Raw genomic sequence first — 15,859 nt, forward strand, 5'->3', positions numbered from 1 at the left:
AGGCGGGCCTTTTCATCTTTGCCGGCTGAGCGATTTTGGTTGCGGAGGGCCCGCAACAGGCCCTCCACAGCCGCCCTATCTCAAGCCCTTACGCATGCTGCGGCTGCGCAAGCTGACTGACTTGCATCGCCGGTGGATCGACAACCGAGGTACCGCCATGGCCGTCGCTCGAGGCCGTGAATGTGGAAGCCATGTAGTTGCCCAGCAGCGCAATACTGGCGGTGACAGTACCGTCCGTCACCGTGAGCGTTCCGTGCGTGCTGTCACCGCTGAAGGTCGGCGTCTGAACGGTCGCGAAGTTGATATTCGCGAAGTCGATCGTGTCCGAACCGGACATCCCGGCGACAGTTCCGGTGAAGCTCGCGGAATTGTCGAGCTTCAGCGTCCCCGTGCTGCCCAGGAACGTAACGGCGGCGTTCGAAGCCCCCGTCAATTCCAGGGTCGTGCCCGCTGCGATGGTGGCGCTGCTGGGGCTCTCTCCCGTTACGTTGAATGGCTGCCAGACACCCCACGCACTGCCATCATACGCCCGGATCCAGAGTTGGTCGGTGCCGGAGCCGGCCTGATAGGTCGTCTGGGCAAGTTGTGCCGAAGTGACGTCGATCTCCGTATTCGCAAACTGGTTCACTCCGTTGACGTTCCAACGCCCGTTCGTGTTGGAATCCCACAACGCATATTTCGTTACGGTATCGCCATCCGCGTCCGTCGCGCTGACCAGGCTCGAAGCCGCGAAGACCTGCCCCGAGACCGTCGTGACGTTCGAGACCGCGACTGTCGGCGCCTGGTTCGTTGCGGTGGCCGTGAAGCTCGTCCAGGAACTCCACATGCTGCCGTCATTGGCCCGCACCCAGAGCGTATCCGATGGCGAGCCACCGGGTCCGAACACGTAGCTCACCTGTGACAGGTTCGCCGCGCTCACATCGATCTCGGTGTTGGCGGCCTGGGCGACGCCATTCACAACCCAATGGCCGTTTCCTCCGGTATCCCAGAAGGCGTATTGGGTGATCGTATCGTTCTCGCTATCCGACACCGAGAACAGGCTCGAGGCCGCGATCGAATGGTCGTGAATTCCGGTTACGTTTGCATTCGATGCGGTAACGACCGGGGCAGTGTCGGGTCCCGGCGTTGCGGTGAAGCTCTTCCAGGCTCCCCACATGCTGCCGTCATTGGCTCGCACCCAGAGCGTATCGGGCGTCGAACCGCCGGGGCCGAACACATAGCTCACCTGCGACAGGTTCGCCGCGCTTACGTCGATCTCGGTGTTGGCGGCCTGGGCAACGCCATTCACCACCCAGTGGCCGTTTCCGCCGGTGTCCCAGAAGGCGTACTGGGTGATCGTATCGTTCTCGTTGTCCGAGACCGAGAACAGGTTCGAGGCGAGCGCCGACGTCTGCCCATGGAGCGCCGTCACGTTCGATGCGGTGACGACCGGAGCAACGTCCGGTCCCGGCGTTGCCGTGAACGCGGTCCAGGTGCTCCACTTCGAGCCGTCATTGGCGCGCACGTAGAGCGTATCGGGCGTCGAGCCGCCGGGGCCGAACACATAGCTCACCTGCGACAGGTTCGCCGCCGCAACGTCGATCTCGACGCCGGCGGATTGGGCGACGCCATTCACCACCCAGTGGCCGTTTCCTCCGGTATCCCAGAAGGCGTATTGGGTGATCGTATCGTTCTCGTTGTCCGACACCGAGAACAGGTTCGAGGCGAGCGCCGACGTCTGCCCATGGAGCGCGGTCACGTTCGATGCCGTCACGACCGGAGCAATGTCGGGTCCCGGCGTTGCCGTGAACGCTGTCCAGGTGCTCCACTTCGAGCCGTCATTGGCGCGCACGTAGAGCGTATCGGGCGTCGAGCCGCCCGGTCCGAACACGTAGCTCACCTGCGACAGGTTCGCCGCCGCAACGTCGATCTCGACGCCGGCGGACTGGGCGACACCGTTCACCACCCAGTGGCCGTTTCCGCCGGTATCCCAGAAGGCGTATTGGGTGATCGTATCGTTCTCGTTGTCCGAGACCGAGAACAGGTTCGAGGCGAGCGCCGACGTCTGCCCATGGAGCGCGGTCACGTTCGATGCGGTGACGACCGGAGCAATGTCGTCCCCCGGTGTAGCTGTGAACGCGGTCCAGGTGCTCCACTTCGAGCCGTCATTGGCGCGCACGTAGAGCGTATCGGGCGTCGAGCCGCCCGGGCCGAACACGTAGCTCACCTGCGACAGGTTCGCCGCCGCAACGTCGATCTCGACGCCGGCGGACTGGGCGACACCATTCACCACCCAGTGGCCGTTTCCTCCGGTGTCCCAGAAGGCGTACTGGGTGATCGTATCGTGCTCGTTGTCCGACACCGTGAACAGGTTCGTGGCGAGCGCCGACGTCTGCCCATGAAGCGCGGTCACGTTCGATGCCGTGACGACCGGAGCAATGTCGTCCCCCGGTGTGGCTGTGAACGCTGTCCAGGTGCTCCACGCAGATCCGGCGTCCTTCGCCCGCACGTAGAGCGTATCAGGCGTCGAGCCGCCGGGACCGAACACGTAACTCACCTGCGACAGGTTCGCCGCCGCAACGTCGATCTCGACGCCGGCGGACTGCGCGACCCCGTTCACCACCCAGTGGCCGTTTCCTCCAGTATCCCAGAAGGCATACTGGGTGATCGTATCATTCTCGCTATCCGACACCGAGAACAGGTTCGAGGCGAGCGCCGATGTCTGCCCATGGAGCGCGGTCACGTTCGATGCCGTGACGACCGGCGCAACGTCCGGTCCCGGCGTTGCCGTGAATGCCGTCCACGCTCCCCACAACATTCCGTCGCTGGCCCGCACATAGAGCGTATCGGGCGCTGAGCCGCCTGGGCCGAACACATAGCTCACCTGCGACAGCTGCGCTGCAGAGACATCGATCTCGGTGTTGGCAGCCTGGGCAACACCGTTCACCACCCAGTGGCCGTTGCCACCGGTGTCCCAGAGGGCGTACTGGGTGATCGTATCGCCGTCGGGATCCGTGGCCGTAAAGATGCTGGTCGCGGAAACCGACTGCTGCAGGTGGATTCCCGTCAGGTTCGGCGCTGTGACAACCGGAGCGCGATCGGGTCCCGGCGTTGCCGTGAACGCCTTCCAACCTCCCCACAACGTTCCGTCATTCGCCCTGATATACAGCGTGTCAGGGGCTGACCCTGTCGGCCCGAAGACGTAGCTCACCTGCGACAGCTGCGACGCCGGAACATCGATCTCGACGCCGGCGGCCTGGGCGGCACCATTCACCACCCAGTGGCCGTTTCCGCCGGTGTCCCAGAAGGCAAACTGGGTCATCGTATCGGGATCCGGATCGGACACCGTGAACAGGCTCGATGCGGCAACCGATGTCTGACCGTGCGCCGCAGTGACGTTGCTTGCGTTCACGGTCGGTGCGGTGTCCGCAAATGCCGTTGCCGTAAATTTGGTCCAGCCGCCCCAGACCGTACCGTCATTGGCGCGGACGTAGAGGGAATCCGTCGATCCAGTTGGACCAAATACGTAGCTGACCTGTGACAGGTTCGCCGCGGACACATCGATCTCGGCGTTGGTTGCCTGGGTGGCACCGTTGATGGCCCAATGTCCGTTACCCTCGGTGTCCCAGAACGCGTATTGGGTGATCGTATCGCCGTCGGCGTCCGACACGGTGAAGAGGCTGGTCGCCGCTACAAAACTCTGGCCCAGGCTCGCCTGTATGTTGGACGCGGACGTGACCGGCGCGCTATCGGCACGCGCCGTGATCAGCGTGCCGGTGCCGGCATCCGCGCTGACGCCGAACCGCACGCCGGGCGTCTGATCGAGCTGCAGGTCGAAGGTGGAAGCCCCCTCCGTGACATGCAGGATATTGCCCGGGAGCAAGGTCGCCGACCCGCCGGATACGAAATTGAGGCCTGCCAGATCGATGCTGTCGCCCAGCACCAGCCCGCTGATGGTGGTGGATATCGACGCGCCATCGATCTTGAGCTGCCCGCCCGAGCCGCTGAAGGTGATGCCGCCGCTCGCAACGCTGCCGGCCTGCAATTCGAGCAAGCCGCCGGAAATGATGACCGGTCCCGTGGAGCCGCCCGACGATACGATCTCGGTGCCGCCGGCAAATACCGCGACGTGGCTGGTCACCGCGCCGGCAACGTTGAACGTGCCGCCGCTCGACACCCCGACGTCGTGCACCGTAGCGCCGGCGGAAACATTCAAGACGCCGCCGCTGGATACCCCCGCGTAGGCCAGCGCAGCGCCCGAGAATACGTTGACCGTGCCGCCGGCTATACCCGTGCCGGAGCCCGATGCGCCGGTGACGACGCCACCCGAGAATACGTTCTCAACGCCGCCGGCATAGACGCCGACCGTGCTGAGCACGGTGCCCGACACGTTGAGCGTGCCGCCGCTCGAAACGGCGACGAACGCCGCCGAGCCGCCGGCCTGGACGTTCAGTACGCCGCCTGAGTTAACGCCGGTCCCGGAGCTGATGGCTCCGGTGATCAGCCCACCGGACAGCACGTTCTCGACACCGCCGGCATTGACGCCGTTATTTCTCAGCACGGTGCCCGCAACATTGAAGATGCCGCCGTTATACACGCCGACAAAGGAAGCCGTGGCGCCAGCCGACAAGTTCAAGGTGCCGCCCGAAACCCCGGTCCCGGATCCGCTCGCCCCCGAGATCGATCCCCCGGACAAGACGTTTTCGATGCCACCGCTAAAGACTGCTGTATTGCTCAGCACATTGCCCGCGACATTGAAGGTACCGCCGCTGGACACGCCGACGAACGCCGCCGAGCCGCCGGCCAGAACGTTCAATACGCCTCCAGCGGAAACGGTGGTCGCGCCGCCACTCGTCGAGCCGGTGATCAGTCCGCCGGACAGCACGTTCTCCACGCCGCTGTCCATGATCAACGTGTTGCTGGTGATGGTGCCTGCAACGTTCATGATGCCGCCGCTCGACACCGTGATGTTGTGCGCGGTGCCGCCGGCGGAGACGTTCAGATTGCCACCGCTCCAGGCCGTCACGTGAGCGAGCGAGCCGCCCGCAAGGACGTTGAGTGTGCCGCCGGAAATGGACGTCCCGGAGCCTGACGCGCCGCCGACAACGCCACCCGAGAAGACGTTCTCAACGCCGCCGGCAGAAACGGTCACATTGCTGAGCACGGTACCCGACACATTGAACGTGCCACCGCTCGAAACGGTTAGATAAGCCGCAGCACCACCGGCCTGCAGGTTCACGATGCCGCCGGAGGAAATGACGGTGCCGGAGCCGGAAGTTCCGGAGATCAGCCCGCCGGAAAACACGTTCTCGACACCACCGTCCGTGACCAGCACGTTGCTGGTGGTCGTGCCTCTGACATTCATGGTGCCGCCGCCCGACACCGTCAGGTGGTGCGCCGTGCCACCGGCAGAGACGTTCAGAACGCCGCCGCTGGAAACCGTCGCGTGATCCAGCGCGCCGCCGCCAAATACGTTGACGGTGCCGCCGGATATACCCGTCCCCGAGCTGGTGACGCCGGTGACAACACCACCCGAATAGACGTTCTCCACGCCGCCGGCATAGACGCCGCCATTGTTGAGGAAGGTGCCGGACACGTTGAAAATGCCGCCACTCGAAACGCCCACCCATGCGGCCGATCCGCCCGCGAGTACGGTCAGTGTGCCGCCGGCCGAGACCCCTGTTCCGATTCCAGCGCCACCCGAGATCAGCCCACCCGAATAAACGGTTTCCACGCCTCCGTTGTATACGGACCCTGCACCCACGTAACCGGACACGTTGAACGTGCCGCCGCTCGAAACGCCGACGTAGAAGGCGGATCCGCCGGCCTGCAGGTTGATCGTGCCGCCCGAAATTCCCGTTCCGGACCCGGCCGCACCAGAGATGAGCCCGCCGGACAAGACAGTCTCAACGCCGCCGGCCAACACGCCGGTATTGCTGGTAATGGTGCCGCCGACGCTGAGCACGCCGCCGGACGAAACCAGGATGTGGTCGGCGGTGGCGCCGGCTTCGATGACGACCCTTCCGGCATCGCCGATACCCGTCGCCGAGCCCCCGGCGAGAACGTCGAGCAGACCGCCGGCCGAAATCTGTGCACCCGACGCGAGACCACCGGACGAAACGGTTTCCACGCCGCCGCTGAGCACGAACTGGTTGGTGACGACGCCGCTGTCGTTCAGCGCACCGCCGGCATAGACGAACATTGCGGTCGCGGACCCGCCCGCCTGCACGTTCACCGTGCCGCCGGAGATCGCAGTGCCGAAGCCTCCGGACACACCCTGGACCACGCCGCCCGACAGCACGTTCTCGACGCCGCCGCTATACACGCCGACAGAACTCAGCACCGTACCGGCGACGTTGAAGACACCGCCGGCCGAGACGCCGACATAGGCCGCCGTGCCGCCAGCCGAAAGGTTCAGCGTACCGCCCGAAACGCCGGTCCCGGATCCGCTCGCTCCGGAGATCGAGCCACCCGACAGCACGTTCTCGACGCCGCCGGCATAGATGGCAACGTTACTCAGCACACGGCCGGCAACGTTGAACGTGCCGCCGCTGGAAACGCCAACATGGACGGCGGACCCGCCGGCCTGAAGGTTCAATATGCCGCCGGCGGAAACGCCGGTACCCGAGCTGGTCGCGCCCGAAATGAAACCACCCGACAGCACGTTTTCGACGCCGCCGTCACGCACCCCAATCATGCTGAGTGTCGTGCCGGCTACGTTGAAGATGCCGCCACTGGACACGCTGAGATAGCTGGCTGAGCCGCCCGCCAGCACGTTGACGGTGCCGCCCGAAATTCCCGTTCCGGATCCGACTGCACCAGAGATGAACCCGCCGGCCTCGATGTTCTCGACACCGCCGGTGAACACAGCGGTGAAGCTGTTGACCGTGCCGGCCACGTTTAGAGTGCCGCCGCTCGAAACGGCGAGACGATCGGCCCCGCCGCCCGCACTGATCGTGGCGGTGCCGCCACTGGAAATCGTGGTCCCCACCGCGTAGCCGCCGGCGTCGACCAGAAGCTGGCCACCGCTACTCAGCGTCGTCGTGACCGCATGGCCCCCGTTGAGGACCTCGAGAATATTGGACCCCGTTTCGATCAGTCCTGAGCTGGTAACACCCGAGCTTACAAACGTTGTGCTCATGGCAGCGCTCCCCCCAAAAAAATCAGTGCTTGAAAATGGCTAAAGCTTAAATCCAGGAATCGTTCTGATCACCGATTTGACGTGATCCACGGTGATCAGCCTTGTGCATTCGAACTGACGCGGCGTCCCCTTGTGGCGGGGACACCAAAAGAAATCCTTGTGGTCGAATCGAACCGCCGGATCGTTCCAGCAGCTGTTGCACGCGTGATAGTTGATGACCCGATAGGGCGTAGCAAATTCATTTGTCGGATGCGTGAATCCCGAGATCATCACGACCGGAGTGCCGGCCGCCCAGGCCAGCCATGCAAGCCCGCTGGAAAGGCCGACGAAAAACGCCGCGTGCTTGAGCAGGTTCGCCCGCTCCTGAATCGGGCGGTCACCGGTCCAGTCCTCCGCGCCGTTGGGAATGTGATTCCATACCAGCTCGTGGCCGTGCGTCGGCTTCTGATCGATGCAGATCACGCGATAGCCGGCTTGCTTGAGAAAGCTGGTCAGCTCGCGCCAGCCGTTCGGGTTATTCCAGTACTTGCATTGCGTGGTGCTCTGGACGGCGATGCAGACATAAGGCTCGGCGATGGGCCTTTGATCATCGGCCAGTGAGATGCGCGGCGCCACCTCGGTCGGATCGACGCCGAGGATGTATCCGGCGGTCCGGTGCAGCCCCACAAAACGGAAGTCGCACGGCTGGTAGACGAAATTCTTGTCGTCGAAAAACAACCCGACACTGTACGTGGCGTAGTACCGGTCGGTTTGAATCTCCTCATGCGTGACGAAGTTGATCTCCGGATACGCATCGCGAAACAGCGGAATCAGCTTCTCCGCCATCGCACAGGTCAGCCTGCAATTGTGAGCTTGCTTGAACTTCTCCACATAGGGAAACCAGCCGATCGTGTCGCCCAGAGTGCCGACCGGAAGCTGTATGAGGACCTGACGATCCATCGCGTTGTACTCATGCGAGAAAATGACATCCTCGCCCTGCAAGACCTCGATACGGAAACGAATGTAGTAGCGCTTTGAGCTGTTGACGCGTCCGCCCGCGAACTGCGTCTCGAAGAGAACATTGCCGGTCTCGGCGTCCCAAAGACGCACGCGCCAAGGGCCGTCGGCTTCCGGACAGACGACCCGGGCGCCGTCGTTGAAATCGAATCGCAGTCCCTTCGGACCGACTTGGGTGGGAAGTTCGGCCGCTGCCGGATAGGCACGCTTGGGCGCCTCGGCATCCGGCGCAACGGCTTCCGACTTGGCAGGTACGGCGCTGGTCGAACGATCAACGATTACTTTGGGTTGGTCAGTCACATGGTCAATCGAGCGCTTCAGCCCGATCGCCGGCGCGACGGCAATAGCATTCACGAATATCCCCTGCCCTGAAATATAAATAAGCTTAAAAAGTAGACGGAAGGTAAGCGAGATTGACAACCGCGTCAACGGACGAAAACCTTAGCGAGCACCTCTCCCGGCCGCTTCCACAACGCAGACACAAAGAAACACAAACGATGAGCCGCAACCCCAGTAAGGTCCCATTCGTCATCGCAGCGTCAGCGCACGGCCCGCTGATCGTAAACCGGCTGGACTACCACACGGCGGGCGAGCACACCTTTGGAGTCGGGATCCAAATCCTCGAGCACGGTGCGTTCGACGCCACCGAAATCGAGTTGACGAAGGGCCTTCTTGCACTGCGAAGAACCTATCGGGGCGATGGCGTCGTCGCGATCGACTGCGGGGCAAACATCGGCGTTCACACCATCGAATGGTCCAAGCATATGGACGGCTGGGGCTCGGTCCTCGCCATCGAAGCGCAGGAGCGGGTCTATTATGCGCTTGCCGGCAACATCGCGATCAACAACTGCTTTAATGCGAGAGCCATACACGCAGTTATTTCGTCGGAAACCGGGAAAACCCGGGTGCCGACCTTAAGCCACCAGGAGCCTGCCAGCTTCGGGAGCCTGGAGGTGACGCGACGCCCGGGTACGGAGCAAATCGGCCAGACGATCGATTACTCCGAGACCACCGGCACCGAAACGGCGATGGTCACCCTGGACTCCCTGAAGCTGAGCCGCTGCGATCTGATCAAGATCGACGTCGAAGGGATGGAGTTGAAGGTGCTGGAAGGGGCCGGCGCAACGATCCAGCAGCATCGCCCCGTCATCCACGCCGAATTCATCAAGACCGACAAGGCTGAGCTCGTTCGCAGGCTGAACGGCCTTGGATATCGGACGTACGACGCCGGGCAAAACTGCCTTGCGATACACGAATCCGATCCAAGCTTGAGCCACGTGGAATCCCGGACCCCGTCATGACGGGGCGACCTGCCGGCTTTCACCGCTCTCGGAGAGCATCCTGCCGGTAGCGCATGATCGGCGACAGCAAATAGCTCATGACGCTGCGGGCGCCCGTCCGGATTTGGACGGTGACGGCCATCCCTGGCGAAAGACTGATCTCCTTGTCGTCGATGATCATCTTGGTCCGGTCAATCGAGACATGCGCGATATACGCCGGCGCCTGGCCCTTTGGCTCGCTGCTTTCTTCCGTCCCTCCGCCATTCGTCTCGCGGGCAGAGTCCCGCGACCTGTCCCGGGAGACAGAATCGCGCGAGACGCTGACGATCCTGCCGTGCAGCAGGCCGTAACGCGTGAAGTTGAAGGTCTCGACCTTGATCTCGGCGTCCTGACCCGGGTGCACAAAGCCGATGTCGCGGTTCGAAACCATCGCTTCGATTTCAATCTGGCTATCGCTCGGCACCACCACGGCGAGCGTCTGGGCGGGAGTTACGACCCCGCCGACCGTATGCACGGCCAATTGCTGCACCACGCCATCGATGGGCGCCGCAAGCTTCTGAAGGTTCGTCCGGTGCTCGGCCTTGGCCACCTCATCCTTGAGGCTGCCGGCCTTCTGCGTCGCCTTGGCCAGATCATCGTACAAGCGGTGGCGGTATTCCGAGACAAGCTTGGCGCGCGTCTCATCGAGGGCCGCCACGGCTGCATTGGCCTCCTCGAGCTTGCTCCGCTGCACCAGGATGTCCTGCTGCAGCCCAACGAGCTCCTGGAGCTCCGACAAATATTGCAGCTTTGAACCGTACTCCCTGTCGGCCAAGTACTTGCGAACCCCGACCCGCTCCTGCAGCACCGGAAGCAAAGCATCAATCTTCGCGATGCCGGCCTCGATTGTCCTGGTCTCCGCGACCTTCTGGACCCGTTGCCGGTCCAGTTCCGACAGCTTGGCGCGCTGCTCCGAATCCTGACTCCGCAAGAACTCCAGGTGCATTTTAATCAAGGCGGGCGGCGTGTCGTCCGGCGCCCCGTCCAGCGCGCTGGTGTTTCCGTCGAGTGCGGAGCGCGTGCGCGAAATGTCCAGCAATGACGAGAGAAGATCGTTTTTCAGGTGCTGAAGCTCCGCCTGATTGCTCGTCGGATCCAGCTCGATCAGAACCTCGCCCGCTTTGACGGTCTGGCCGTCGCGAACGTGAATGGCCCGGACCACGCCGATTTCGAGCGGCTGAACCAGCTTGACACGATCGCCCGGCACGATCTTTCCCGACGCAGAGGCAACGATGTCGATCTTGCCGAGACCGGCCCACGCGACCGCGCAACAGAACAACGCGGCAATCAAGACGCCTGTAAGTCTGGCCGTCGGAGATGGCGGCGTCTCGACGATTTCGAGGGCGGCCGGCAGGAAAGCCAGTTCGTCCCTCGATTTACCCCCGGCCGGGAGCGCTTCACGAGCCGACTTCATGGATCCCCGCCTGCAACCGGTACAGTGACGCGTATCTTCCGCCTGTGCTTAGCAGCTCCTCGTGGGATCCCTGTTCGACCAGCCGCCCGCGATCGATGGTGATGATTCGATCGGTGCGCCTGACCGCGGACAGACGATGCGCAATGACAAAGACCGTTCGCCCCTTCACGATCCGGTTCATATTGTCCTGAATGACCCTTTCGCTTTCATAGTCCAGCGAGCTGGTCGCTTCGTCGAAGATCAGGATGCGCGGGTCGGTGATAAGGGCCCGCGCGATCGCGATACGCTGCCGCTGCCCGCCTGACAGGCTGTTGCCGCGCTCGCCTACGACGGTGTCGTAGCCTTCCGGCAGCTCCAGAATGAACTCATGAGCTCCCGCAAGCTGGGCCGCCGCGATCACCTGCTGCATCGGCGCGGCCGGGTCGGCGAGCGCAATGTTTTCCCGTACGCTGCGATTGAACAGCACGTTCTCTTGCAGGACGACGCCGACCTGGCGACGCAGCCACGCCGGATCGACCATCGCAAGATCGACGCCATCGACAAGAACCCTGCCCTTTTCCGGGACGTAAAGGCGCTGGACCAGCTTCGTGAAGGTGCTCTTGCCTGAGCCGGACGGACCGACGATGCCGACGACCTGGCCGGCGGGAATGTTGATGTTGATGTCGTGCAGCACTTCCGGCCCATCCACACGATATCGGAAGGATACGTGCTCGAGTGTGACCTGGCCCTTGATGGGAGGCGGCACCGCGCGACCGGGATTGAACGTCTGCTCCGCCGGGGTGTTCAGGATATCGCCCAGCCGCGCGACCGAGAGCCTGGCCTGATGGAAGTCCTGCCAGAGCTGCGCCAGCCTCAGAACAGGAGCGCTGACGCGCGAGGAGAACATGTTGAAGGCGATCAGCTCGCCCACCGTGAGGCTGCCGTCGATCACAAGCTTGGCACCGGCGTAAAGGATCACCGCGGTGACGAGCTTGCTCACGAACTGAACTGATTGGCTCGCAACATTCGCCAGGCTGAGCACGCGGAAGCTCGCGGCAACGTACTCGGCAAGCTGCTCCTCCCAGCGGCGCTGCATCTGCGGTTCGAGCGCCATGGCCTTGATCGTCTCGACACCCGTCACGCTCTCGACAAGAAAGGCCTGGTTTTCGGCGCCGCGCTCGAATTTGGTGTCCAGCCGCTGACGGAACAGCGGCGTCGCGCCGGCCGAGATACCGACATAAAGCGGGAAGGATCCAAGGACGATCCAGGTCAGGATCGGCGAGTAGACGAACATCACCGCGATGAAAACTGCGGTGAAGAACAGATCGATCACCACCGTCAGGGCCGATCCGGTCAGGAAGTTGCGAATGTTCTCGAGCTCGCGGACCCGCGCAACCGAGTCGCCAACCCGGCGCGCCTGAAAGTAGGCGATCGGAAGTCCGATGAGGTGCCGGAACAGGCGGGCTCCCAGCTCGACGTCGATCCTGTTCGTCACGTGAGAGAACAGGTATGTCCGCAATATGCCGAGGGCCGTCTCAAAAACCGCAATGCCTATCAAACCCACCGCGAGCACATCGAGCGTACTGAGCGTGTGATTAACGAGGACCTTGTCGATCACCACCTGGAAAAACAGCGGCGACACCAGCGCAAACAGCTGCAAGAAAAAGGAGGCGATCAACACCTCCAGGAAATGGTAGCGATATTTATGAATGGCTCCCAGAAACCATGACAAATCAAAGCGACGGGCAAGGTTGACCAGTCCCGCCCGGCGGCTCACCAGGATCAGCCGGCCGGCCCACACCGCCTCCAGTTCGGCCCTCGTGATCAACTCCGGGCGCTCTGACAGGGGTGACTGAACGAGGATCTTGTCTGCGCCCACCTTGGCAAGGATCAGATGGCCGCCGTCGCGCAACAGGGCAATGGCAGGAAGCGGGACCTTCTCCAGCCTCAACCAGTTGCTGGTCACCTCGCGGGCCTTGACGCCGGTCGAGCGCGCGTAGCGCAGCATCTCCGGCGTTCCGAACGAGCCATTCCCGAATTGATGACGAATCTGGTCGACATCGGCCGGGATACCGTGAAAACGCAGCAACATCACGAGTGCAACTATCCCGCTGTCTGCTGTGCTGCCGCTCCGCGTTTCAATCATTTCGCGATTAATCTGTTGAGTAGCTGAAATTGACTGCAGTCGAATGAGCCGAGATTGCCGTAAGCGCGCCCTGCCCCCGCCCTTACAACCTCGCCGTCAGTGCAAACTGACTGTTCGCAGCGAACCAAAGAGCAGCAGATGAATATGACAGCCAGAGTACTATGGCTCTCCGGCGAGATGCAATTGGCGTTATGAACGGCGGCGCCGGATTCGCGAACTCGATCATGCCGATCGAGGAACCCTTCGCGGAGTCATTCGAAATCGGACCGAGGTCCGTAGTCTTACGGAGAGCGGCACGGATGCCGCGTCGGCGCCGGCCCCTTCGCGTCTGTTGACTACACCGCGGCAGTCAGTTGAATGTCACTTATTACGCCCGTGCTACCATAGATTGAGAGCCCGACCGAGATGCCCTGGAATTATTCAGTAACATTGAACGATCCGTCGAACGTCGGCGGATCCGCTGACGCGTCTCTCGTTTACGATCTTGAGCAGGCCCTCAACATTTGGCAGCAATATATCCTGGGCATTGGCACTCTGGTTGTGTCACTCAACATCCTGCCGACCGCCGTCGGCCGTGCCGATGGCGGGCCTACCTCCAGCTACTACATCGGCACAAGCGGCGGGCTCGCCGTGTATGAGCCATCCAGCCAGTACGAGCTGACCACCGGACAGCATGTCCCGGGAACGACAAGCGACATCACCATCAACATCGATCCGGGCTATTTCCAGTACATCGACCTGGATTATGGTCTGACCTACTCCAGTCAGGTCCCTGGAAACGTAATCAATCCGATCAACGTTTTTCTCCATGAGCTCATGCATGGTTTCGGCATGGTGGGCTGGTACGACCAGAGCGGCCAACTGGCCGGCAGCTATGAGTCAACGTTCGACACTCTGATTCAAAAGACTGCATATGGCGCTTACTTTGTCGGTGCAAATGCCGAGGCCGCTTACGGCGGCCCGGTGCCTTTGACCACGAACAGCACCACCCAGAACTACTACCACTTTGGCAATCAGCAATCCGACCTCTACGCCAGCCCCTCGACCGTTCAGGATCCGCTCACGCTGGACCTGATGAACGGAATCGTCTTCTACGGCAATTACCAGTACGCGATCTCCAACCTGGACATCGGAGTTCTGAAGGATCTCGGATACAGCATCCGGACGACACCGGTCGTAACGGCTGCCGATCAGACCGCGGCTCGAAATCAGGTTTTCTCGGCCTCGTCACTGTTCTCGGTGAACATGGCCGCGGGCGATAGCATTACCCAATATGCCCTGTGGGACAGCAACGGCTACGGTCACTGGACGGTGAACGGAACAGTCCAAAGCACCAACACCGAGATCGACATCAGTGCTTCGCAGCTGGCTCAAACGAATTACCAGGCCGGACCCGGCTCGGACACGCTGTGGATCAGAGCTTTCGACGGCTATTTGTGGAGCGACTGGAAATCCTTCGTGATTTCTCCGGCCGATCGCGCCCCAACGGTCACGGCCACCAACGTGACCGGCACGCACGGACAGCTCTCGGTGGCTGGATCGGGACTGTTCTCAGCGAGCGACGCGGATGGCGACGGGATCACCCAGTATGCGTTGTGGGACACCGAGGGCCACGGGCATTGGGCCATCAATGGTGTCGCGCAAGCCACCAATGCCGAAATCGACGTCTCGGCGGCCAACATCTCGCAAGTGAGTTATATGTTCGGCACAGCCTCAGACACGCTCTGGGTCCGGGCATATGATGGATATCTTTGGGGCGCGTGGGTTCGTTTCAACGCCACGCCAGGTCCGGATCTCGCTCCAGTTGTTCACGCATCAAACATCGCAGCAGTACACGGACAAACGTCGGTCGCGGCCTCGAGTCTGATTACCGCCACCGACCCGGATCTCGATACGATCACCCGATACGCGCTTTGGGACAGCAATGGCAACGGCGCATGGGTCGTGAACGGTGTCGTTCAGGCCACCAATACGGAGATCGATCTCACTCCCGCGCAGTTTGCCCAGACGAGCTACCAATTCGGCTCAGCTTCCGACCAGCTCTGGGTCAGGGCTTACGATGGAATTCAGTGGGGGGCATGGGTCTCGTTCATGGCGGTTCCGTACCCGAACCATCCGCCGGTGGTCATCGCAACCGACGTGTCGGCCATCCACAACCAGAACATCGCCGCATCGAGTCTCTTCAGTGTAACCGACGCCGATTCAGATACGATCGTCGGCTATCAGGTTTGGGATTCAACGACCGATCCCGCCAGCGGCCATTGGGTGATCGGCGGAGTAGCGCAGGCTTCCAACATAGCCATCGATGTGACGGCCGCTCAATTCACCAACACCTCGTTCCAGACCGGCTCCGGCTCGGATGATCTCTGGGCGCGAGCCAATGACGGTACGACATGGGGGGCCTGGAAAGAGTTCCACGTCAACGCGCCGATCGACCATGCTCCTGTGGCGAGCGCGTCGGATATGACCGCCACCCATGGCCAGGATATCGCGGCGGCAAGCCTGTTCACGGTCAGCGACGGCGACAGCGATGCGATGACCAACTATCAGTTCTGGGACTCGACCGCCGATCCTGCCAGCGGGCATTTTGTCGTGGGCGGCGTCATACAGCCCACCGGCCAGAGCATCGATGTGAGCGCGGCGCAACTGGCCGGTATGTCATTCCAGAGCGGCTCGGGGTCTGACGACCTCTGGGTGCGGGCCTTTGATGGCATCACATGGAGCAACTGGAAGGAGTTTCACGTCAACGCGCCGATCGACCATGCTCCTGTGGCCAGCGCGTCGGATATGACCGCCACCCATGGCCGGGATATCGCGGCGGCAAGCCTGTTCACGGTCAGCGACGGCGACAGCGATGCGATGACCAACTATCAGTTCTGGGACTC

Annotated in this window: 6 protein-coding genes; 2 read left to right on the forward strand and 4 right to left on the reverse strand. The window is 62.3% G+C overall.

Annotation, left to right across the window (positions count from 1 at the left end):
• Positions 1–88: 88 nt before the first annotated feature.
• Together IF803_RS32440 and IF803_RS32445 are read right to left on the reverse strand one after the other, a co-directional pair.
• Positions 89–7,120 (reverse strand): beta strand repeat-containing protein, encoded by a 7,032-nt coding sequence (locus IF803_RS32440; protein ID WP_461194889.1) that lies wholly within the window; start codon positions 7,118–7,120, stop codon positions 89–91.
• 39 nt (positions 7,121–7,159) lie between these two features.
• Positions 7,160–8,470 (reverse strand): autotransporter strand-loop-strand O-heptosyltransferase, encoded by a 1,311-nt coding sequence (locus IF803_RS32445; RefSeq protein WP_461194890.1) that lies wholly within the window; start codon positions 8,468–8,470, stop codon positions 7,160–7,162.
• A 143-nt stretch (positions 8,471–8,613) separates the two neighbouring features.
• Between IF803_RS32445 and IF803_RS32450 the strand changes: the two genes are divergently transcribed.
• Positions 8,614–9,417, forward strand: a complete 804-nt coding sequence (locus IF803_RS32450; RefSeq protein ID WP_028345427.1) for an FkbM family methyltransferase — start codon at positions 8,614–8,616, stop codon at positions 9,415–9,417.
• Between the two features lie 19 nt (positions 9,418–9,436).
• Here the strand turns inward: IF803_RS32450 and IF803_RS32455 are convergent, their stop codons facing one another.
• Both IF803_RS32455 and IF803_RS32460 read right to left on the reverse strand, forming a co-directional pair.
• A complete protein-coding gene (locus tag IF803_RS32455; RefSeq protein ID WP_461194891.1) occupies positions 9,437–10,849 on the reverse strand; it encodes an HlyD family type I secretion periplasmic adaptor subunit in 1,413 nt (470 codons plus the stop codon).
• Positions 10,833–12,974, reverse strand: coding sequence for a type I secretion system permease/ATPase (locus IF803_RS32460; RefSeq protein WP_080687063.1), 2,142 nt, complete (start codon positions 12,972–12,974; stop codon positions 10,833–10,835). The genes IF803_RS32455 and IF803_RS32460 overlap by 17 nt, the downstream gene beginning before the upstream one ends.
• Positions 12,975–13,379: 405 nt before the next feature.
• Here IF803_RS32460 and IF803_RS32465 point away from each other — a divergent pair.
• A partial coding sequence (locus IF803_RS32465; RefSeq protein ID WP_461194892.1) for a hypothetical protein occupies positions 13,380–15,859 on the forward strand: 2,480 nt, incomplete at its 3' end.

This window comes from Bradyrhizobium sp. UFLA06-06 (assembly GCF_054820065.1).